At 55.0% G+C, this 22,729-nt stretch carries 18 protein-coding genes and 4 tRNA genes; 3 read left to right on the plus strand and 19 right to left on the minus strand.

Annotation, left to right across the window (positions count from 1 at the left end):
- The first annotated feature begins 1 nt into the window (after position 1).
- From hemX to G163CM_RS17075, 3 genes are all read left to right on the plus strand, one after another.
- Positions 2-1,192, plus strand: coding sequence for a uroporphyrinogen-III C-methyltransferase (gene hemX / locus G163CM_RS17065; RefSeq protein WP_231825718.1), 1,191 nt, complete (start codon positions 2-4; stop codon positions 1,190-1,192).
- Positions 1,193-1,194: 2 nt separating this feature from the next.
- The gene (gene hemY / locus G163CM_RS17070) at positions 1,195-2,391 is read left to right on the plus strand and encodes a protoheme IX biogenesis protein HemY (RefSeq protein ID WP_231825719.1); all 1,197 of its coding nucleotides are present in this window, start codon (positions 1,195-1,197) and stop codon (positions 2,389-2,391) included.
- Positions 2,392-3,042: 651 nt separating this feature from the next.
- Positions 3,043-4,695, plus strand: a complete 1,653-nt coding sequence (locus G163CM_RS17075; protein ID WP_231825720.1) for an arylsulfatase — start codon at positions 3,043-3,045, stop codon at positions 4,693-4,695.
- 37 nt (positions 4,696-4,732) lie between these two features.
- Here the strand turns inward: G163CM_RS17075 and G163CM_RS17080 are convergent, their stop codons facing one another.
- The 19 genes from G163CM_RS17080 to rho form a co-directional block, all read right to left on the minus strand.
- On the minus strand, positions 4,733-5,971 hold the full coding sequence (locus G163CM_RS17080) for an anaerobic sulfatase maturase (RefSeq protein ID WP_231825721.1): 1,239 nt from the start codon (positions 5,969-5,971) through the stop codon (positions 4,733-4,735).
- Positions 5,972-6,114: 143 nt separating this feature from the next.
- A tRNA-Pro gene (locus G163CM_RS17085) sits at positions 6,115-6,191 on the minus strand.
- A 41-nt stretch (positions 6,192-6,232) separates the two neighbouring features.
- Positions 6,233-6,319: transfer RNA gene (locus G163CM_RS17090), tRNA-Leu, on the minus strand.
- Between the two features lie 21 nt (positions 6,320-6,340).
- A tRNA-His gene (locus tag G163CM_RS17095) sits at positions 6,341-6,416 on the minus strand.
- 56 nt (positions 6,417-6,472) lie between these two features.
- Positions 6,473-6,549 (minus strand) — tRNA-Arg (locus G163CM_RS17100).
- Positions 6,550-6,651: 102 nt separating this feature from the next.
- Positions 6,652-8,037: a bifunctional threonine/serine APC transporter ThrP gene (gene thrP / locus G163CM_RS17105; RefSeq protein ID WP_231825722.1), complete on the minus strand. Its 1,386-nt coding sequence runs from the start codon at positions 8,035-8,037 to the stop codon at positions 6,652-6,654.
- Between the two features lie 215 nt (positions 8,038-8,252).
- Positions 8,253-8,993 (minus strand): lipopolysaccharide N-acetylmannosaminouronosyltransferase, encoded by a 741-nt coding sequence (gene wecG, locus G163CM_RS17110; protein ID WP_149464873.1) that lies wholly within the window; start codon positions 8,991-8,993, stop codon positions 8,253-8,255.
- An 11-nt stretch (positions 8,994-9,004) separates the two neighbouring features.
- Positions 9,005-10,345: an ECA oligosaccharide polymerase gene (gene wzyE / locus G163CM_RS17115; RefSeq protein WP_231825723.1), complete on the minus strand. Its 1,341-nt coding sequence runs from the start codon at positions 10,343-10,345 to the stop codon at positions 9,005-9,007.
- A complete protein-coding gene (locus G163CM_RS17120; protein ID WP_231825724.1) occupies positions 10,342-11,421 on the minus strand; it encodes a TDP-N-acetylfucosamine:lipid II N-acetylfucosaminyltransferase in 1,080 nt (359 codons plus the stop codon). Before G163CM_RS17120 ends, wzyE begins: the two co-directional genes overlap by 4 nt.
- A complete protein-coding gene (gene wzxE, locus G163CM_RS17125; RefSeq protein ID WP_231825725.1) occupies positions 11,418-12,668 on the minus strand; it encodes a lipid III flippase WzxE in 1,251 nt (416 codons plus the stop codon). Before wzxE ends, G163CM_RS17120 begins: the two co-directional genes overlap by 4 nt.
- A 1-nt stretch (position 12,669) precedes the next feature.
- A complete protein-coding gene (gene rffA / locus G163CM_RS17130; RefSeq protein ID WP_231825726.1) occupies positions 12,670-13,800 on the minus strand; it encodes a dTDP-4-amino-4,6-dideoxygalactose transaminase in 1,131 nt (376 codons plus the stop codon).
- Between the two features lie 4 nt (positions 13,801-13,804).
- The gene (rffC, locus tag G163CM_RS17135; RefSeq protein WP_231825727.1) at positions 13,805-14,479 is read right to left on the minus strand and encodes a dTDP-4-amino-4,6-dideoxy-D-galactose acyltransferase; all 675 of its coding nucleotides are present in this window, start codon (positions 14,477-14,479) and stop codon (positions 13,805-13,807) included.
- Entirely contained in the window at positions 14,457-15,338 is an 882-nt protein-coding gene (rfbA, locus tag G163CM_RS17140; protein WP_231825728.1) for a glucose-1-phosphate thymidylyltransferase RfbA, read from the minus strand. The genes rffC and rfbA overlap by 23 nt, the downstream gene beginning before the upstream one ends.
- A gap of 17 nt (positions 15,339-15,355) precedes the next feature.
- A complete protein-coding gene (gene rffG, locus G163CM_RS17145) occupies positions 15,356-16,423 on the minus strand; it encodes a dTDP-glucose 4,6-dehydratase (RefSeq protein ID WP_231825729.1) in 1,068 nt (355 codons plus the stop codon).
- Positions 16,420-17,682 (minus strand): UDP-N-acetyl-D-mannosamine dehydrogenase, encoded by a 1,263-nt coding sequence (gene wecC, locus G163CM_RS17150; protein ID WP_231825730.1) that lies wholly within the window; start codon positions 17,680-17,682, stop codon positions 16,420-16,422. The genes rffG and wecC overlap by 4 nt, the downstream gene beginning before the upstream one ends.
- Positions 17,679-18,809, minus strand: a complete 1,131-nt coding sequence (gene wecB / locus G163CM_RS17155; RefSeq protein ID WP_231825731.1) for a non-hydrolyzing UDP-N-acetylglucosamine 2-epimerase — start codon at positions 18,807-18,809, stop codon at positions 17,679-17,681. The genes wecC and wecB overlap by 4 nt, the downstream gene beginning before the upstream one ends.
- Positions 18,810-18,866: 57 nt before the next feature.
- Positions 18,867-19,913 (minus strand): ECA polysaccharide chain length modulation protein, encoded by a 1,047-nt coding sequence (gene wzzE, locus G163CM_RS17160; protein WP_231825732.1) that lies wholly within the window; start codon positions 19,911-19,913, stop codon positions 18,867-18,869.
- 13 nt (positions 19,914-19,926) lie between these two features.
- Positions 19,927-21,030: a UDP-N-acetylglucosamine--undecaprenyl-phosphate N-acetylglucosaminephosphotransferase gene (gene wecA / locus G163CM_RS17165; protein ID WP_231825733.1), complete on the minus strand. Its 1,104-nt coding sequence runs from the start codon at positions 21,028-21,030 to the stop codon at positions 19,927-19,929.
- Between the two features lie 237 nt (positions 21,031-21,267).
- The gene (gene rho, locus G163CM_RS17170) at positions 21,268-22,527 is read right to left on the minus strand and encodes a transcription termination factor Rho (protein ID WP_001054528.1); all 1,260 of its coding nucleotides are present in this window, start codon (positions 22,525-22,527) and stop codon (positions 21,268-21,270) included.
- Positions 22,528-22,729 lie beyond the last annotated feature (202 nt).

Below are 22,729 nucleotides of genomic sequence, written 5' to 3' on the forward strand. Positions count from 1 at the left end.
AATGACGGATCAAAAAGAAAACTCCGCCGTGGTTGAAGAGACCAGGGAGGCCGTGGAGACCACGCCACAGCCAGAAGCACAAAAACCCACTGACGCCGAAAAGAAAACCGGCGGCGCGAAAACCAGCCTGGTGCTGAGCGCCGTGGCGATCGCGATTGCGCTGGCGGCGGGCGTGGGGCTGTATGGCTGGGGGAAACAGCAGGCCGTAAATCAAACCACCGCCAATGACACGCTGGCGAATCAACTCGTCGCGCTGCAAAAAGCACAGGACGACCAGAAAACGCAGTTCGACACCTTGCTGAAACAGCAGGCCGCACAGCTTGCCGAGGCGCAGAACCAGCGCGATACGCTGGCGAAACAGCTCGATGAAGTGCAGCAAAAAGTGGCGGCCATCTCCGGTACCGATGCCAAAACCTGGCTGCTGGCGCAGTCTGACTTCCTCGTGAAGCTGGCGGGCCGCAAGCTGTGGAGCGATCAGGATGTCACTACCGCCGCCGCGCTGCTGAAAAGCGCCGACGCCAGCCTGGCCGACATGAACGACCCAAGCCTGATTAGCGCCCGTCGCGCCATCACCGAAGATATCGCAAGCCTTGGCGCGGTTTCTCAGGTGGACTACGACGGCATCATCCTGAAAGTAAATCAGTTAGCAAATCAGGTGGATAACCTACGTCTGGCGGATAACAACACCGATGATTCCCCGATGGATTCCGATAGCGATGAGCTCTCCAGCTCAATTGGCGAGTGGCGCGTAAATCTGCAAAAAAGCTGGCAGAACTTTATGGACAGCTTTATTACCATCCGCCGTCGTGATGAAACCGCCGTACCGCTGTTAGCGCCCAATCAGGATATCTACCTGCGTGAAAACATTCGCTCACGTCTGTTGGTTGCCGCGCAGGCCGTACCGCGTCATCAGGAAGAGACCTACAAACAGGCGCTGGATAACGTTTCGACGTGGGTTCGCGCCTACTACGACACCGACGATGCCACCACCAAGAGCTTCCTCGATGACGTGGACAAACTTAGCCAGCAGAGCATCACCATGAACGTGCCGGAAACGCTGCAAAGCCAGTCGATTCTGGAAAAACTGATGCAGACGCGCGTGCGTAATCTGATGGCGCAGCCCGCTGCGGCGGCACCGGCTCCACAGGCTGAAACGCCCGCGCCCGCCCCTGCCGCGGCTCAAGGAGAGTAATTATGTTGAAAGTCTTATTACTCTTCGCACTGCTGATCGCCGGGATTGTCGTCGGCCCAATGATCGCCGGGCACCAGGGGTACGTGCTGATCCAGACGGATAACTACAACGTCGAAACCAGCGTCACCGGGTTAGTGATCATCATGATCCTTATCATGGTGGTGCTGTTTGCCCTCGAATGGGTGCTGCGCCGCATCTTCCGCACCGGTGCGCATACGCGCGGCTGGTTCGTCGGCCGCAAACGTCGCCGTGCGCGTAAGCAAACGGAACAGGCACTGCTCAAACTGGCGGAAGGTGATTATCAGCAGGTTGAGAAGCTGATGGCGAAAAATGCCGATCACGCGGAACAGCCGGTGGTTAACTATCTGCTGGCCGCCGAGGCCGCACAACAGCGCGGTGATGAAGCGCGCGCCAACCAGCATCTGCAACGCGCGGAAGAGAACGCCGGCAATGATTTGATTCCGGTCGAAATCACCCGCGTACGTTTACAGCTCGCGCGTAATGAAGATCACGCCGCTCGCCACGGCGTCGATAAGTTACTGGAAATTACCCCACGTCATCCGGAAGTACTGCGTCTCGCCGAGCAGGCATATATTCGCACCGGTGCATGGAGTTCGCTGCTGGATATCATCCCGTCGATGGCAAAAGCCAACGTAAGTGATGAAGCTCATCGCGCGGCGCTGGAGCAACAGGCATGGATTGGCCTGATGGATAAAGCGCGTGCCGACGAGGGCAGCGAAGGGTTGCGGAACTGGTGGAAAAACCAGAGCCGGAAAACGCGCCACGAAGTGCCGCTTCAGGTGGCGATGGCTGAGCACCTCATTGAGTGTGACGATCATGACACCGCGCAGCAGATCATCATCGACGGGCTGAAACGTCAGTATGACGATCGTCTGGTGTTGTTGATCCCGCGTCTGCGCACCAATAACCCGGAACAGCTGGAAAAAATGCTGCGCCAACAGATTAAGAGCGTGGGCGATCGTCCACTGCTGTGGAGCACGCTGGGCCAGTCGCTGATGAAACACGGCGAGTGGCAGGAAGCGAGTCTCGCCTTCCGCGCCGCGCTGAAACAGCGTCCGGATGCTTACGATTACGCCTGGCTTGCCGACACCCTCGACCGTCTGAAGAAGCCGGAAGAGGCGGCGGCGATGCGCCGCGATGGGTTGATGCTTACGTTGCAAAATAACCCGCCGCAGTAATCACTGCTTCAGGGGGCCATTCGGCCCCTTTTTTTGGCCATAAAAAAACGCCTGCTCACAGGAGCAGGCGTTAAAACAGGTCTTTATGACAACAATGGGTGCTTCACTCAACGTTATGTCCATGGTGTCTGATGAGGCCTGAGCGACATCTGTCATCGGACGATAAGCACCGTAAACGGCTCTGCGTCATTCCTGAGTTTATGAGGCCAGAAGGCGAGCATAAGAGATGGAATGAGCATCTACGGCGCGCATTATTGCACACACTTTGACACAAAATCATCCCCTTTCTGACGGAATGGGAATTTTCTGTACAAAAATCGTGCTCACCGGTAATAACGACCTGTTTCATCGCTATTCCGGCCTAATAATAAACATTATAAATATATAAAAATACCCCATAAAATAAACCTATATTTACTTATATAATATTACTTTAAAACCAATGAATAATATAAATATTATCCATTCATGGAATATTAAATAGCAGTAATAATCAAAGAGATGCTCACCTTTCGCCTTACAAAACAAACAGTCGACGTGTAGGATATCCTGGACGCAAAAATATTTTTATCCATTTATCAAATTAATATTTATGCGCATTAACACGTAATTACTCCTTCATGTGGATGATATGAAAACGGAGCATTAATAATGGATTTTTCTTTTTCACCAAAATTGCTTGTTGTCGCGATGGCCGCGGCAATTCCCGTACTTGCCAGCGCGGCGGATACCCCCACCTCGGCCACCGCGCGTAAGGGCTTTTCTGGATACGATCACCCTAACCAGTACCTGGTCACCCCGGCTACCAAAATTGCCGATAACCTGATGCCGGTTATGCAGCACCCGGCGCAGGATAAACAAACGCAGCAGAAACTGGCTGAGTTAGAGAAAAAAACCGGCAAAAAACCGAACGTCGTGATCTTTGTTTTAGATGATGTGGGCTGGATGGATGTCGGCTTTAACGGCGGCGGTGTGGCGGTCGGTAACCCGACGCCGGATATCGACGCCGTTGCCAGCCAGGGGTTAATCCTCACCTCTGCGTATTCCCAGCCAAGTTCTTCCCCGACTCGCGCCACCATCATGACCGGCCAGTATTCCGTACACCACGGCATTCTGATGCCGCCAATGTATGGCATGCCCGGCGGGCTGGAAGGGCTGACCACGCTGCCGCAGTTGCTGCACGATCAGGGCTACGTGACGCAGGCCATTGGTAAATGGCATATGGGCGAAAACGAAGGCTCGCAGCCGCAGAACGTCGGCTTTGATGATTTCCGAGGTTTTAACTCGGTATCAGACATGTACACCGAGTGGCGCGACGTGAACGTTAACCCGGAAGTGGCGCTTAGCCCGGCACGTTCGGAATACATCAAAAAACTGCCGTTCAGCAAAGACGATGTTCACGCCGTTCGCGGCGGCAAACAGGAAGCGGTTGCCGATATCACGCCGAAGTATATGGAAGATCTCGACCAGCGCTGGATGAAATACGGCGTCGACTTTATCAATAAGATGGCGAAAAGCGATAAACCGTTCTTCCTCTACTACGGTACGCGCGGCTGCCACTTCGATAACTACCCGAATGCGAAATATGCAGGCAGTTCCCCGGCACGCACCTCCTATGGCGATTGCATGGTTGAGATGAACGACGTCTTCGCCAACCTGTACAAAACGCTGGAGAAAACCGGCCAGCTGGATAACACGCTGATTGTCTTCACTTCCGATAACGGCCCGGAAGCGGAAGTTCCGCCGCACGGTCGTACGCCGTTCCGCGGCGCTAAAGGATCTACCTGGGAAGGCGGCGTACGCGTACCAACCTTCGTTTACTGGAAAGGCATGGTTCAGCCGCGTAAATCGGACGGTATTGTCGATCTGGCTGACCTTTTCCCAACCGCGTTGAGCCTGGCTGGTCATCCGGGGGCGGAGCTGGCAAAACTGGTTCCTAAAACCACCTTTATTGATGGCGTGGATCAAACGTCATTCTTCGTCGGCGATAACGGCCAGTCTAACCGTAAGGCAGAGCACTACTTCCTGAACGGCCAACTGGCGGCGATTCGTATGGATGAGTTCAAATACCATATGGTTATTCAGCAGCCGTATGCGTTTACCCAGAGCGGCTATCAGGGCGGCTTCACTGGCGCCGTGATGCAAACCGCCGGATCGATGGTATTTAACCTGTACACCGATCCGCAGGAATCAGATTCCGTTGGCGTGCGCCACATCCCAATGGGCGTGCCGTTGCAGACAGAAGCCCATGCCTACATGGAAATTCTGAAGAAGTACCCGCCTAAAGTGCAGGTTAAGCTGTAACGCTTGTGCAGGCCCGCCGAATTCCGGCGGGCTTTTTTTATTTTTGCGGAAAAATGAGATGCGCCTTCATGATATCACTGGCCGGGCGACCGCTGGCGAGGAGATCACGCATCGCTTTCAGATAGGGTGGCAAATGGCGGAAGTAGTGCCGGAAGCCTTCGCAGAGATAATTCATCTCGCCGTCGTCTCCTGGCATAAAGCGATGCTTCGGGCAGCCTCCCCAGCAGGCTCGTAACACCTCGCACTGCTTGCAGGCCATCGGCAAACGCGCGTATTTATCCTGGCCAAACTGCTGCTGGGCGGGCGTATCAATCATGTCCGCAAACGTGTCATGATGAAGATTACCCAGCTGAAATTCCGGGTAAACGTAGTGATCGCAGGCGTAAACATCGCCGTTATGCTCCACCACCACCGAGCGACCGCAGGTGGGCTGATGATGGCACACCGCGCCAGGCGCGCCGACAAAGTTGGCGAACGCCCATTCAATGTTCATCACAAAGATAGAACCAACATCGCGCTGGATCCAGCGATCGAACACCGCCGTCAGAAACTCACCGTACGCTTTCGGGCGAACCGACCACGCCGTGACGCCCTGAGTCGTCTTTTCACTTCCTGGCCCGTGCAGAGAAAGCCCTGCATTGGCTTCCCACGGCCCGGCCTGTCGTTCAACCACCGGGATAAACTGGATGAACTGCACCCCGGCCTCGCAGAGAAAATCATAGACTTTCAGCGGTTCAAGGGCGCTTTGCCGGTTGACGCAGGCCAGCACGTTGTAGTCGACGCCATGCTTTTGCAGCAGCGACAGCGCGCGCATCACCAGTTTGTGCGTCGGTCTTCCGCCTTTCGTGAGGCGGTATTCGTTATGAATGTCCGCCGGGCCATCCAGCGACAGGCCAATTAAAAAACGGTGCTCACGAAAAAAAAGACACCATTCGTCATCCAGCAGCACACCGTTGGTCTGAAAACTGTTGCTGATACGCCGACCCGCGCCATATTTCGCCTGTAACGTCACCGCGCGGCGATAAAAATCGAGCCCCAACAGCGTCGGCTCCCCCCCTTGCCAGGTAAACGCCACCTCAGCCTGCCCTTCAACAGCAGCAATATAGTTTTTGATGTAGGCATCGAGCGTCGCATCGTTCATCCGCGAGCACGCGCCAGCGTCGGGATAAAGCGCCTGCTTTTCCAGGTAGAAACAGTAGGTACAGTTGAGGTTGCATTCGGATCCGCTGGGTTTCGCCATCGCATGAAACGCGCGGATTGGGATCTGGTGTGACATCGTCGCCATCCTTAAGCATCAGAATCCGCCATCATAGTGATATGCAGGTTTGCGAAAGGGGCGTTTTTTGCGAATGGAGGGAAATTCAGAAATGTGCGCGACGCGCAGAAAACAAAAAACCCCGCCGAAGCGGGGTTCAAAATTGGTCGGCGAGAGAGGATTCGAACCTCCGACCCACTGGTCCCAAACCAGTTGCGCTACCAAGCTGCGCTACTCGCCGAAATACTGCTTTTTGAATTTTTAGTTCAATCTTTAAAGTCGTGGTGCGAGGGGGGGGACTTGAACCCCCACGTCCGTAAGAACACTAACACCTGAAGCTAGCGCGTCTACCAATTCCGCCACCTTCGCATTGTCACAACTTTCAAATAATGGGGTGGCTAATGGGATTCGAACCCACGACAACTGGAATCACAATCCAGGGCTCTACCAACTGAGCTATAGCCACCACTGCAAATCTTTTACGCGGTTATCAAAACCACCGCAGCTCCAGCACCGGGTAAATGGTGCGCCCGACAGGATTCGAACCTGAGACCTCTGCCTCCGGAGGGCAGCGCTCTATCCAGCTGAGCTACGGGCGCTTAGCGCCGTTGCGGGGTCGGATAATACGGACTTCCCACCCCGCTGTCTAGTGCCTTTTTAAAGAAAATTATCGTTTGCTCAGGGTTTGTGCGTTTTGTCGCTTATTTCTCCACTTTTTGCAGATCCACGCCCCGATTCAGGCCAAAAACTTTATAAACCAGGGTAACGACCGCTAAAAAGAGAATGCCGACAAACAGCGACATGCGGGTATCTTCGTTGATTCCCATGCCGATCAGCACACAAACCAGGAACGCCATCGTTAAATAGTTGGCCCACGGGAAGAGCAGCGAACGGAACGGATGGCTGGCAATCGCTTCTTTGTGTGCGCGACGGAAGCGAATCTGGCTAATCAGAATCACAAACCACGGCACCATCCCCGGCAGGACGCTGGCGCTATACACATAAACAAACACGCGCTGCGGGTTAGGAATAATGTAGTTGAGGCACGAGCCAATCAGCAGAATCACGATAGAGAGCGCCACGCCCGCTGCCGGAACACCGCTGCGCGATACTTTCGCCATCGCCGCCGGAAGCTGGCGGTTCTTCGCCAGCGCGTAGAGCATACGGCCACAGCTGTACATCCCGCTGTTACAGCCGGAGAGCGCCGCCGTCAGCACCACAAAGTTAATAATCCCCGCCGCCGCGGTAATACCTATCTTAGCGAAGGTGAGCACAAACGGGCTGCCGTTAGTGCCGATTTCATTCCACGGGAAGATAGTGACAATAACAAAGATGGCGCCGACATAGAAAATCAGGATACGCCACAACACTTTGCCTACCGCGCTGCGCAGCGTGACCTGCGGGTTTTTCGCTTCCCCGGCGGTCATACCGATCAATTCAACACCCTGATACGATGCAACCACGATACAGAGCGCCGTCAGGAAGCCTTTCCAGCCGCCCGCAAAGAAACCGCCGTGCGCCGTCAGGTTGTCGAAACCAATCGAGTGGCCGCCATTACCGAAGCCGAAGAAAATCACGCCAAGGCCAATCACAATCATCACAATGATGGTGGTGACTTTGATCATCGCGAACCAGAATTCGATTTCGCCGTAAAGACGCACCGCCGCCAGGTTCGCCAGCGCCACCAGCCCGACGGCAATCAGCGCCGGTATCCACTGCGCCATCTCCGGGAACCAGAACTGTACGTAGACGCCAATAGCGGTAATTTCCGAGATCCCCACCGCCATCCACATAAACCAGTAGGACCAGGCGGTGAGATAGCCAAAGAACGGGCTCATATAGCGGTGCGCGTAAACGGCGAACGACCCGGTGACCGGCTCGATAAACAGCATTTCGCCCATTGAACGCATGATGAAGAAGACAAATACCCCAGCCAAAATGTAGGCCAGCAGTACGGACGGACCAGCCCACTTCAGCGTACTTGCAGCACCCATGAACAGGCCGACACCAATGGTGCCGCCAAGGGCGATTAATTCGATGTGACGGGCTTCCAGACCGCGCTGGAGCTCCGGTTTTTTCTCTGCCATAAATCCTCTTGTGTTTGCATGATTTCCGGTCATTGCCGGTTATTTTTATGTGTAAAACGCATAACGCTTACAGGTAGGGGGATATCAAAAAACAGACGGATTTTCCATCAAGGGGGCGAATGGTTTAACAATTTTTGATAAATGGCAAACAAAGTATTAAATATGCGAATGAATCGCGCAAATATTGCGCAATCATTCACATTTTCAGGAAGGGATTACAGCTGATTGGTGTAGTGCCAGCGCAGATAGCGCAGCAGGCGAAGCTGGCGGGTAATGCGGCTCGGCTGTGAAAGCAGGCGGTAAAGCCACTCCAGCCCCAGATTCTGCCAGAACTTCGGCGCGCGCTTCACGTGACCGGTAAAGACATCGTAGGTGCCGCCCACGCCCATATAGAGCGCATCCGGATAGATTTCGCGACAGTCACGCATCAGGATCTCCTGCTTAGGCGAGCCCATGGCAACGGTGACGATTTTCGCCCCGCTGTCGCGAATGCGCTCAAACAGCGCCTGCCGTTGTTCCGGTTTAAAGTAGCCGTCCTGCGTGCCGACCAAATTCACATTCCACTGCTGACGCAGCTTCGCTTCCGTCTGTGCCATCACTTCCGGTTTACCGCCCACCAGAAAGACCGGCGTACCCTCTCTACCCGCCCGTTCCATTAAGGCTTCCCAGAGATCGGCCCCGGCGACGCGCGAAACGTCTGCCTGCGGATATTTTTTGCGTACCGAGCGTACCACGCTAATGCCATCGGCATATTTGTATTCCGCCGCGTTAATGAGCGTACGGACTTCAGCGTTATCTTCCGCCGTGAGCATTTTCTCGGCGTTAATCGCCACCAGCGTGCCGCTTTTGAGCTGCCCATCGGCATACAGAAAGTCCAGCGCATGCTGCATGTTACGCCAGCCGACAAGCTTCAGACCGCGCAGCTCGTAGGTTGGCGCGGTATGTGAATCAGTCATGAGTATCCTTTTCAAACATGCTTAAGCTGTTTAAATCGTTGATGAATCAGCCCCGCACTTTCAAACAGCCAGTACAACAATTTTGCCACCAGTAAACAGAGGCCGAAAACAACCAGGAAAAAGACCACGCGCGAAACAAATGAATCCAGCCCTTCCCTCGCCAGCACAATCATATTGAAGATAGCGCCAAAACAGAAACTGTGCAGAATGGCCGCTTTATAGCGGTTGGTCTCTTCATTGCCCAGCATGTAGAGCCAGTCGAACCACTTAATGATAAGCCCCACCACCACCGCGCCCAGTGGGATAAACCACACGCCGCCCATCACCACCAGCGAACCAATCAGCGTCGGCGAAATCGCCAGCCCGGAGTGGTTATTCAGCACTTCCCAGGTGAAGTAGTTAGCGGTATTGAGCACAATGCCGGGACGGTCTGGCCACAGCCAGGTTGGAATGAAGACATAGAAGTCACGGGCAATTGGTGCCAGCCCCTGGAAATCAATTTTGTCGTAATTCTGTAGCAGCAGCGCCAGATTTTCCCACGGCGAGAAGGTATCGCGCGTCAGGTAGAGGAAGGTGTAGAACGCTTCGTCGCCGCTCACGTTCATGCCATAGCGCTTCAGCGCCAGCCAGAACATGCCGACAATTCCCATCACGCCTGCCGCCACCAGCATCCACAGGGAAATCCAGCCGCGAATGATGCCGATAAACAGGAAGATGGCGAAGGCGATAATAATGTTCGCGCGCGTGCCGCCGACGATGGCGTAGGTCAGTAAACCAAATGCCACCGTGCTCAGCAGGAAGAAGATCCACGCTTTCCAGCCAGGACGCAGGAAGTAAACCACCAGCATCGCCGGAATAAAGAAGTAGAAGAAGCGTTTCAGGGCCACGCCGGAAACTTCGCTGGAGAAAATCTGGCTGTATGAGCGCAGCTTGAACAGCAGGAAGCCGTTATGCATAAAGAAGATGGCGACCGTCAGCAGCGCCAGCCCCATCAGCAGGATCCACGTCAGGTTAGTCTCTACCCGGTTCATGGTGAACATCGGCCTGCGCAGCGACGCGGACGACGCCGGTCGCAGGCGCGTTTTGTAGCTGACATAGTACACGGCGTAGAAACAGACCGAGGCCAGCAGCGTTTGCAGCAGAACATCCGGCGGTGCAACGCCCACGTCGAAGCGGAACACCAGCGTACAGGTGAGCGGGAAGCCGAAGAAGAACGTCAGTAAAAACAGCAACGAGAAGAAAACGTTGAAGTTAAAACGCACCCGGCGGAATTCAAACCACGTAAGCGTGCCGATAAACAGCGATGACAGTAGCCAGACGACAAACAGACCGGTGAATTGCATTTCCGTCATGTCGGCTCTCCGGCGGCTAAACGCAGGGCGCGATGCCAGGGCGCAAGATAATTGGGGCGGAAGAAAGCGATCGCACTTTTATCGACCAGCGCCAGTTGACGCTGGGCTTCGCGCACCACCGCTTCATCCAGCGCATCTTCGGTAAACAGTACCGGGATGTGCTGCTCGGTCATATCCTGCCAGAAGGGATTCTGCCGGTTGAGCACGCAGGGAACACCCGCCTGAATTAAAAGACACAGCGTGCCAATGCCCTGCTGGCGGGCAAAAATAAAGTAGCCCAGGTCGCAGCGGCGTAATAACGTCAGGTAGTGGTCAAATTCCAGCTTTTCACTGAGAATTTGCAGATTCTCTTCGCTAAACAGCGCCCGCCCGGCGGTGCGAACTTCGTTGATGTACGCGTCGTTATTGGCCGGATAGCCCATCGGCACAATCACCGTGACCGTGTCGCCAAACTGCTGATGAACCGCCTTTAACGCGGCGACATGCTCGTTACTGCGATCGCCGGAGTTACCCACCAGAATGGTGAGCTTCCCGCTGCGCGGCGCGTCCGGCGCCAGCGCGTTTAACGCCGGGTCCATACGTGTCGGGAAGTAGAGCAGCTCGCCGGGCACGCGCGGGTGCAAACGGGCAAAATAGCTGAGATCGCCGCGCGTAGCGAACACGCGCCCCACCCGCCCTTGCGCCATGCGGCGCAGCGGATAGAACAGGCGGAACTTCAGCCCCTGAGAGACCTCGTAGAGATCTGCCCCCCAGATGTGCCAGCTAACCTGTGCGGGTTTGATACCGCCGCTCAGCAGCGCCAGCCACAGGCCAGTGTTGAACTGACCGTGGAAAAAGAAATGCTGCGCGCGTGACGCTTTCGCTCGCGCCACTACCGCTTTCGCCAGCGTCGCTTTATCGGGGTAACACTCGATAGCCAGCGCGGAAAATGCCGCCGCAAGGCTTTCGTCGCGGCTCACCACCATAAACCGGCGCGCATGTTCACTTACGCCCGCCAGTTCTTCGGAAAAGAACCGCAGCACGGTCTGGTTATGGTGAGGGATATCCGATCCCAGTACATGTATCAGTGCTGTCATAGCCGTTTACGCCAGATTAAAAACGCGCCGCAACAAAGGGCGAAATAAACAATGTAGGTTGCCATATAGGCTTGTGCCGCGCCCAGCGCGCCATGTGCCGGGATCAGCCAGTGTGAAAATGCCGTAAGTAACGTGAACTGGCTGATTTCTGCAAGGATATACAGGCGCAGCGATGCTTTGGCAATCACCAGGTAACCAAATACGTAAGCGCCGACTTTCAGCACATCGCCCACCAGTTGCCACGCAAACAGGTCGCGCATGGCGGCAAACTTCGCGGAAAAGAGCAGCCAGATAGCGAAATCGCGCAGCAACCACACGGTAAAGCTCGCCGCCGCGACGGCCGGTAAAACAAATTTCAGCGAGCGAAGAATTTCGCGGGTGATCTCCGATTTTCCTGTCAGACGCGATAACGTTGGCAGCAGATAGACGCTAAACGACGCGGTAATAAATTGCAGGTAAGCATCGGAAATACTGCTTACCCCCTGCCAGATCCCCACTTCATCCCAGCTGTAATGCGCCGCCATCAGGTTTCGCATCATCACATACGCCACGGGGAGCGTGACCGAGGTGATGAGCGCCATCAGGGTGAATTTACCGAGTTGCCCGGCAAGCCACGTGTCCCACTGCGGCTTCAGGTATACCCACGGAATGGTACCGCGACGCGTGAGCATTACCGCCGCCGGAATAACAATCAGCGCTGGCACCAGCGCCAGGCCTAGCAGCGCGCCCTGATAGCCGCCAAAGTGATAACAGGCGTAATAGGCCACGACGCCAATAATGCTCCCGGCAATCAGCGATAGCGCATTGCCCGCCGCATCGCGAAAGCCTTTCATCAGCGCCAGCAGCAGGTTCGCCCACGCAATACCCATCTGCACCAGCGCAACCAGGCGCACCAGCCCCTGATACTCCGTGTGACCAAATAGGCCCTGGCTGATAGGTGCGGCGGCCAGCAGGAAAACGATGGCGAGCAATGTGGAAAACCCCAGCACCATCGCCGACGAGGTGCCAACCACTTTACGCAGCTGCGCGGGGTCGTCATGATGTTGGGCAACAAATTTCGTAACGCCGTTAAAAATCCCTGCGCCCGCCAGCACGCCAAGTACGGTAACCAGCTGGCGGAAGTTGCCCGCCTGCCCCACGCCCGACGGCCCGAACGACACCGCCAGCAGTTTGACCACCAGCAGGCCGACGCCAATTTTTACCAGCGTGGACGCGGCGGTCCACACGGAAGCTTTAGCCAGCGACATATCAGGCGAAGTAGTTCAGCAGCGTATTGATCACCGTGCGCTGATTGACTGCCGCCAGATTGTAGAACAGCGGCAGGCGGAGCAAACGCTCGCTTTCCTGGGTGGTGAACCGATCTTCCCCATGGAATTCACCAAACTTCTCGCCTGCCGGACAACTGTGCAGCGGAATGTAGTGGAAGACCGCCAGAATCTCTGCTTCTTTCAGGAAAGCGATGAGCTTGCTGCGATCGTTGTTATCGCGCAGCTTGATATAGAACATATGCGCATTATGGCCGCAGTTTTCCGGTACCGACGGCAGCTCAATACGCCCGGCTTTTGCCAGCGGTTGCAGCGCATCATAGTAGGTTTGCCACAGCGCCAGGCGCTGTTGGTTAATGCGTTCTGCTGCTTCCAGCTGTGCCCACAGATACGCCGCCTGCAAATCGGACATCAGGTAGCTGGAGCCAATATCACGCCAGGTGTATTTATCCACCAGGCCACGGAAAAACTGGCTGCGGTTGGTGCCTTTTTCGCGGATGATCTCCGCGCGTTCCACCAGCGCTTTATCGTTGATTAACGTCGCGCCGCCTTCGCCGCCTGCAGTGTAGTTTTTGGTTTCATGGAAGCTAAAGCAGCCAATGTGGCCGATAGAACCCAGCGCGCGGCCTTTGTAGGTCGACATCACGCCCTGCGCGGCGTCTTCCACCACAAACAGATTATGCTTTTTCGCGATGGCCATAATGGTGTCCATTTCACAGGCCACACCCGCATAATGTACCGGCACAATCGCGCGGGTTTTGTCAGTGATTGCCGCTTCAATCAGCGTTTCGTCGATGTTCATGGTGTCTTTACGCACATCCACAAAGACGATTTTGGCACCACGCAGGACAAACGCGTTGGCGGTAGATACAAAGGTGTAGCTCGGCATGATCACTTCATCGCCCGGCTGGATATCCAGCAGCAGCGCCGCCATCTCCAGCGATGCGGTACAGGACGGCGTCAGCAGCACTTTCGCGCTACCAAAATGCTGCTCCATCCACTGCTGGCAGCGACGGGTAAAACCGCCATCGCCGCACAGTTTGCCGCTGCCCATCGCGGATTGCATATAGTCGAGTTCGGTTCCCACCACCGGCGGGGCGTTAAATGGAATCATGGTGTCACCTGTATAACCAGTATGCGGTGCTGACAATGTTCGCCCCGCTTTGAATGTAGCGTTTCAGTGCTGCGGTATTGCCGATTTGCGTCGCAACCCGCAGCGTCGACAGGCCGCGCGTCTGTGCCCAGCACAGTGCCGCCTGCATTAATTCTGCCCCCGCGCCGCGCCCGGCCAACAGGCCAATACGCGCTTCGCTGGCGTTCACTTCACGCAGAGAAACAAATGCACGGATCGTGCCGTCATCGTGGCGAAAAACCAGGCATTGATCGTCGAACGTGCCTTTTACGGCGTTTTCAATCCACTGTGCGTAAAAGCGCCCGCTGGCGTCGATGGCATACCACGGCGCGCGAAAACGGCTTTGCGCGAATGCCTGCGCGGCAAGCTGGCGAAGTTGCGGGATATCGTCAACCGTCGCCACTTCGGCGCATGAATGGGCAACGGCTTTAACCGTCAGCGCCAAATCCACCTCACCTTCCACCAGTTGAAAGCCCAGCTGTTGCAACGCATCCAGTTGGTCCGTCTGATGAGCGGCAATTTTCGCCTGCACGCGTGACCAGCCGTTCAGAGCTTCCAGCGTCAACGGCGCGGCCTGTTCGTCAAAAAGAACCTTCGCGCTGTTAATGCCGAAGAACTGGTTTTCCCAGTTCAGCGGTTCAATACTGGCGCGGACGGGCACGGAGCAGCTCCAGCAGATATTGGCCGTAGCCTGTTTTGGCGAGCTGAGCGGCGGCGCGCTTAACGCCTTCGTCATCCAGCCAGCCGTTGCGCCAGGCGATCTCTTCCAGACAGGCAATTTTGAATCCCTGTCGTTTTTCAACCGTCTGCACGAACATACTCGCTTCAATCAGGCTGTCGTGCGTGCCGGTATCAAGCCAGGCAAAGCCTCGCCCCAGCAGTTCAACGGTGAGCTTCCCTTCTTCCAGGTACATCTGGTTGATTGAGGTAATCTCCAGCTCACCGCGCTCAGACGGTTTTACCCGTTTCGCATACTCCACCACATTACTGTCATAGAAATAGAGGCCGGTTACCGCCCAGTTGGATTTTGGCTGCTTCGGTTTTTCTTCCAGCGAAATCGCGCGGAAGTTGTCGTCAAACTCCACCACACCGAAACGTTCCGGGTCCATCACCTGATAGCCAAAGACCGTTGCGCCTTCGGCGCGCGTAGCGACGCTGCGCAATTTCGGGCTGAAGCCCTGGCCGAAGAAGATGTTATCGCCCAGCACCAGGCAAGAAGGCTCGCCGTTGAGGAACGTTTCACCAATGATAAACGCCTGCGCCAGCCCATCCGGGCTAGGTTGTTCCGCGTATTCGAGGTGAATGCCGAACTCGCTGCCATCACCCAGCAGGCGCTGGAAGTAGCCTTTATCCTCAGGCGTGGTAATAATCAGAATGTCGCGGATCCCCGCCAGCATCAACACTGACAGCGGATAGTAGATCATCGGCTTATCATAAACAGGCAGTAGCTGTTTTGATACGCCGCGCGTAATAGGATGCAGACGAGTCCCGGACCCGCCAGCCAGAATAATACCTTTCATCCGTTTTCTCCTCCGGGTTAACCCTTCAGACCTAAACGTTCGCCCTGATAGCTGCCGTCCTGCACCTGTTTCCACCAGGTTTCGTTGGCAAGATACCATTGCACGGTTTTGCGCATTCCGCTCTCGAATGTCTCTTCAGGCACCCAGCCCAGTTCACGTTCGATTTTCGACGCATCGATTGCATAACGCAGATCGTGCCCCGGCCGGTCAGCAACATAGGTGATGAGATCGCGATAGTGTGCAACGCCCTGCGGCTTCTTCGGCACCAGTTCTTCCAGCAGCGCACAAATGGTCTCGACCACCTCAAGGTTTTTACGCTCGTTATGGCCGCCGATATTGTAGGTTTCGCCTACCACGCCGTCTGTCACTACCCGATACAGCGCGCGCGCGTGATCGTCCACATACAGCCAGTCGCGGATCTGCTGGCCGTTACCGTACACCGGTAGCGATTTCCCCGCCAACGCGTTAAGGATCATCAACGGGATTAGCTTTTCCGGGAAGTGATACGGACCATAGTTATTGGAACAGTTGGTGATCAGCGTCGGCAGGCCATAGGTACGCAGCCATGCGCGCACCAGATGGTCGCTGCTTGCCTTCGACGCGGAATAAGGGCTGCTGGGCGCGTAAGGCGTGGTTTCGGTAAAGAAATCATCCAATGAGTGCAGGTCGCCATACACTTCGTCGGTCGAGATATGGTGGAAGCGAAACGCCGATTTTGTTTCATCTGCCCGCGTATTCCAGTAGCTTCTCGCCGCTTCCAGCAACGTGTAAGTGCCAACAATATTGGTTTCGATAAAAGCAGCCGGGCCGTCAATAGAACGGTCGACATGGCTCTCCGCCGCCAAATGCATCACCGCATCCGGTTGGTATTCGTCAAAGACACGCGTGAGCGCCGCGCTGTCACAGATATCGACCTGCTCAAACGCAAAACGCTCGCTATGCGCGACGGGGGCCAGCGACGCCAGATTTCCCGCGTAAGTCAGTTTATCGACGACCACGACGGCATCTTGCGTGTGTTCGATAATGTGACGCACGACCGCCGAGCCGATAAACCCGGCCCCGCCGGTGACCAGAATCCGTTTCAACGCCACACCCCTTTCGCATCTACGATAAAGGGCTGCGTCACGTTCTCGGCGGCGATGGCTTTAAATTCATTGTGATCGACCAACATGACGATGACATCTGCCTGAGCCAGCGCATCGGCGGTAGAAACCAGCGTACACAGCCCGTCGAGTTTTTTCGGCAACTGATGAATGTTCGGTTCGACGACCAGCGTTTCACCGGCGTGCCATTGGGCAATCAGTTCGGCGATTTCCATTGCCGGGCTTTCACGCAGGTCATCAATGTTGGGTTTAAATGCCAGGCCGAAGCAGGCAATTTTCAGTTCGCTGGCGCGTTTGTTGGTCGCCGCCAGGCAATCCGCCACGATGGCTTTGACCTGATCAATCACCCAGAATGGTTTGTGATCGTTTACTTCGCGGGCGGTGCGAATCAAGCGCGCCTGCTGAGGATTCTGTGCCACGATAAACCACGGATCGACCGCAATACAGTGTCCGCCCACGCCCGGGCCCGGTTGCAGAATGTTTACGCGCGGGTGACGGTTCGCCAGGCGAATCAGTTCCCAGACGTTTATCCCCTGATCGGCGCAAATCAGCGAAAGTTCGTTGGCAAAGGCGATGTTAACGTCGCGGAAGCTGTTTTCCGTCAGCTTGCACATCTCCGCCGTGCGGGCGTTAGTCACCACACATTCGCCTTCGAGGAAAATGTTGTACAGTTCGCTGGCGCGCGCGGAGCACACCGGCGTCATACCACCAATTACGCGGTCATTTTTGATGAGCTCGACCATCACCTGCCCCGGCAATACGCGCTCCGGGCAGTAGGCGATGTTAATATCCGCCTGCTCACCCGCCTGCTGCGGGAAGGTAAGATCCGGGCGCAAATCAGCCAGCCAGGCAGCCATTTGCTCCGTCGCGCCCACCGGCGAGGTTGACTCAAGGATCACCAGCGCGCCTTTTTTCAGCACCGGCGCAATCGACTTCGCCGCCGCTTCAACAAAGACCATATCCGGCTCATGATCGCCTTTAAACGGCGTCGGCACGGCAATCAGATAGGCATCCGCTTCTACCGGGGTGGTGGTCGCGCGCAGATGGCCTGCGCTTACCGCCGTCTTCACAACTTTGTCGAGGTCTGGCTCAACGATATGAATTTCGCCACGGTTAATCGTATCAACCGCGTGTTGGTTGATATCCACGCCGATGACCTCTTTTTGCTGGGAAGCAAAGGCCGCCGCAGTAGGGAGGCCAATATAGCCAAGACCAATTACCGAGATGGTAGAGAAACTCATAGCGTTACCTGATTACTTTTAAGGGCTGATAAGATACGTTCGCATGCCAGGCCGTCACCATACGGGTTATGTGCGCGGCTCATCGCCTGATATTCGTTTTCATCATGGAGCAAGCGCGATACTTCTTCGACAATTCGACGGCTGTCGGTGCCCACCAGGCGTACCGTGCCGGCATCAATTGCTTCCGGGCGTTCGGTTGCGTCACGCATCACCAGTACCGGTTTACCCAACGACGGCGCTTCTTCCTGAATACCGCCGGAATCGGTGAGGATAAGCCAGGCGTGATTCATCAGCCAGACGAACGGCAGGTAATCCTGCGGCTCAATCAGAATGACGTTTTCCACATGGCCCAGAATGCGGTTTACCGGCTCGCTGACGTTCGGGTTGAGGTGCACCGGGTAGACAATTTGCACGTCCGGATGGGTAGCGGCGATTTCAGCCAGCGCATGGCAGATATGTTCAAATCCACGGCCAAAACTTTCACGGCGATGGCCGGTAACCAGAATCATCTTTTTACCGTTGGCTAAGAAAGGATAGCGCTGTGACAACGCATTGCGCAGCGTTTCGTTGCTCAGCACGCGATCGCGCACCCAAAACAGCGCATCGATGACCGTGTTGCCGGTGACAAAAATACGCGTGTCAGCGATGTTCTCTTTCAGCAGATTCTGGCGCGACGTTTCCGTCGGCGCGAAGTGATACATGGCCAGGTGCCCGGTCAGGGTACGGTTGGCTTCTTCCGGCCACGGAGAGTAGAGATTACCGGTTCGCAGCCCGGCTTCGACGTGACCGACCGGAATACGTTGATAGAAAGCGGCCAGACTCGCGGCAGCGGTTGTCGTGGTGTCGCCGTGCACCAGCACGACGTCCGGTTTGAATGATTCCAGAACCGGCTTTAATCCTTCGAGGATTCGGCAGGTAATTTCCGTCAGCCCCTGACCCGGACTCATAATATTGAGGTCGTAATCAGGGACGATAGAGAAGAGATTTAGCACCTGATCGAGCATCTCACGATGCTGTGCGGTGACACAGACTTTGGCCTCAAAATGAGGATCTCTTGCCAGCGCATGAACCAGAGGCGCCATCTTGATCGCCTCCGGACGCGTACCAAATACAGTCAGTACTTTCACATCGATTCTCTTCGATTGGATGAGACAGGCCCATCGCCCTTCATTATGACGATGCAGTTACTGGACGCGACGACGCGTCAGCGCAACACCCGCACCGACCAGCGCACCTACGATACCCCACATCGCCATCAGGAATGCGCGGCGTGGGCTGGTGCGTTTTACAGGTTCTTCTGGCGTACGCAAATAACGATATGTCTGAAAGCGCGGGTCGAGTGTTGGGCCAACATTGAGCGTGTTGAGCATGGCGCGACCCTGATCGTAATCCAGATCGTAGGTCGGCCCGCTGGCCTGAAGGTTTTCCAGACGCGCCTGCAACATCGGGCGGCCCAGCATGAACAGTTCGGAATCCGGGAGTTCCTCCGCGGGAACGTCCGTTTCGCTGCGGGAAATATTGTGTTGCTCCGCGACTTTCAGCGCAGATTCTACACTATGGATGCGGCGCTTAAAGATGGTCTGCGCCACTTCTTCCTGGCGTTTGACCTGCGCTTTCATTTGGATAGTCCGCGCCGCCCAGGCACCTTTGAGCTCATCGTTAAGATGACCCGCCGCACGCTGGCTGGCGAATGCCACGTACTGGCGCAACAGGTTGTTGGCGTCCGGCGCGGTTTCCGCCGTCAGCTTCACGCTGTCGCTCACGCTTTTAAGCACGTCGCCCGGCATAAACTGAATGTCGTTGATAAGATCATCAAGTAACGCCGCATCGGCGCGAGAATTCCCCACCATGCGCTGCTTGTAGTAATCGGTCTGCGACCAGAAATCGCGACGCGTATCCCATGAGGCGAGTTGCATGATGAACTCTTTATACGCCTCATCCATTACCGAAGGCTGGATAGTGCCTGCCGGACTCGCCTTCGCATCAAGATTACGCAGGAATTGCTGTTGGGAATAGTAGCCGCCCAGCATGTTCACCGTTGGGCGATCGGTGATCGCTGTAGCACTCCACTCCTGACGGGCAAAAAAGGTATAAATCAGGACGATGACGGCAAACAGAACCGCAAAGCCAATAATCCAACGTTTTCCCGACCACAACGCGCGAAACAGACCGCGAATATCCAGTTCATTCTCAGCACCTTGCAGCGGCGCTTTCGGTAATGGTTGAGTCATTACATCCCCAGTATTACTTGGTTAAGTTTTGTGTTTTGCCACTGTTGCGGCGCATTCTGCGCTTCACGCGTTTGATAAAACGCGCCACTTTCCACGCTCTTTTGATGCAGTAACCATACAGGAAAAAAGCAGCCAAAAATAATATCAGCATGGCCCATTCCGGCACGATGTGAGTATACTCCGCGGCCACACCAATGGAGGCCAGAAGCGCAGCGGCAAGCGTAATTAGGACAAATGCCTGACGGGAAGTAAAACCGGCGCGCATGATCAGGTGATGAATGTGCTGGCGGTCTGGAGAGAATGGGCTCATCCCTTTGCGCAGACGACGATACATGATGGCAACCATGTCCATCAACGGAATCGCAATAATCCACAAGGCCGTAACCGGACTAATCGGGTGACGTTGACCCTGCGTGGTTTCCAGCAGGATCCAGATAACGGTAAAGCCGATAAGCGTACTGCCCGCATCGCCCATAAAGACTTTATAGCGGCGGCCCAGAATACCGAGGTTAAGCATGATATACGGCAGAATGGCGGCGATCATCGCAAAGCACCACATCGCCAGGCTGGTCTGTCCGTCAAACCACAGAATCAGTCCCATCGCCGCAAAGGAGACGCAGGAAAGCCCGCCCAGCAGGCCATCAATACCATCCACCATATTAAAGGCGTTGATGGCGGCCCACACGGCGAACAGCGTCAGGAAGAAACCGAACGGCCCCAACACCAGCTCCCAGGAACCAAAGATATAGCCCAGGCTGCTAAGATAGAGTTTGCCCACCACCATCATCACGATGCCGATCAGCGCCTGAATCGTGGCGCGAATTTTGACACTGATGTCAAAGCGGTCATCCAGCGCGCCGATAAAGACCAGAACGCCGGCACAGGCCAGGTAGAGTTCAGCGTGAGGGATGTAGTAGTCCACGATACCGAAGGTGAAGCAGATCCCTGCGTACACAGAAATCCCGCCAACCAGCGGAATTAATCCCTGGTGACGCTTACGGTAGTTAGGTTTGTCCACCAAACCCACTTTTTTCGCTGCTTTGCGCGCAAAAAAGAGGAACAGGGTCGTGAACAAGAAAATACTGATCAGATCAGCACCGACGGTCAGCAAACTCACAATATATACTCGCAGAGAATATTAATAGCGAAAGTATACCCACGATAGGCCTTTATCAGAAGAGGAAGTCGGATGAGATTTGCCAAAAATCGACTGATTTACAACCAATTCTACGAACAAAGCAATCCTGTCGCCGTAAAGGATAACTATCAGTGATAAATTTGTTATTAATTGACAGTATGGAACTGCAAAACAAAAACGCCACGCAAAGCGTGGCGTTTTTCTACTCAACGATGTTTACGAACGTTTCATCATGTCGAAGAAGTCGTCGTTGGTTTTGGTCATCGCCAGTTTATTGATGAGGAATTCCATCGCATCGATTTCGCCCATCGGGTGAATGATTTTGCGCAGGATCCACATTTTCTGCAGCTCTTCCTGAGTGGTGAGCAGCTCTTCTTTACGGGTACCGGAACGGTTGTAGTCGATAGCCGGGAAGACGCGTTTTTCAGCAATCTTACGAGAGAGGTGCAGTTCCATGTTGCCTGTACCTTTAAACTCTTCGTAGATAACTTCGTCCATTTTGGAACCGGTATCGATCAGCGCCGTGGCGATGATGGTCAGGCTGCCGCCCTCTTCCACGTTACGCGCGGCACCGAAGAAGCGTTTCGGACGATGCAGGGCGTTGGCGTCCACACCACCGGTCAACACTTTACCGGAAGCCGGTACGACGGTGTTGTAGGCACGCGCCAGACGGGTAATGGAGTCGAGCAGGATGATCACGTCTTTCTTGTGCTCAACCAGGCGTTTCGCCTTCTCGATAACCATTTCCGCAACCTGAACGTGGCGAGATGCCGGTTCGTCAAAGGTAGAAGCGACAACTTCACCTTTCACCAGACGCTGCATCTCGGTCACTTCTTCCGGACGTTCGTCAATCAGCAGTACCATCAGTACGCAGTCTGGGTGGTTGTAAGCGATGCTCTGCGCGATGTTCTGCAGCAGCATGGTTTTACCGGCTTTCGGCGGTGCCACAATCAGACCACGCTGACCACGGCCAATTGGCGAGGCCAAATCGAGCACACGTGCGGTTAAATCTTCGGTAGAACCGTTACCACGTTCCATGCGCAGACGAGAGTTTGCGTGCAGCGGGGTCAAGTTCTCGAACAGGATCTTGTTGCGCGAGTTTTCCGGCTTATCGTAGTTAACTTCGTTAACTTTCAACAGCGCAAAGTAACGCTCACCCTCTTTCGGAGGACGAATCTTACCAGAGATGGTATCACCTGTGCGGAGGTTGAAACGGCGGATTTGGCTGGGGGAAACGTAGATGTCATCAGGACCGGCGAGGTAGGAGCTGTCTGCAGAGCGGAGGAAACCAAATCCATCCTGCAATATCTCCAGTACGCCATCACCAAAGATATCTTCGCCACTCTTTGCGTGCTGCTTCAGGATGGCAAAAATAATGTCCTGCTTGCGCATACGAGCCTGGTTTTCCAGCCCCATATTTTCGCCGAGAGTGATCAGCTCAGAAACCGGCGTATTCTTTAATTCGGTAAGATTCATAATGGTGTGGGTTCTTAAACTCGGGGTAATACTCGAACTTAATGTTGTGAATGGTATGGCAGGGTCATCCATGCCTGTTTACGGCCATCAACTCATGTCTGTTCGCGGTCTGGTAACAAGAGCGTACACAGAGCTGAAACGACAAGACGGAAAGAGTGACAAGCCAGGAATCTGTCAACTTCACGCGTTGTACCAACGGGAA

Origin of the sequence: Pseudocitrobacter corydidari (genome assembly GCF_021172065.1) — a bacterium.
GTDB classification, from domain to species: Bacteria; Pseudomonadota; Gammaproteobacteria; order Enterobacterales; family Enterobacteriaceae; genus Pseudocitrobacter; species Pseudocitrobacter corydidari.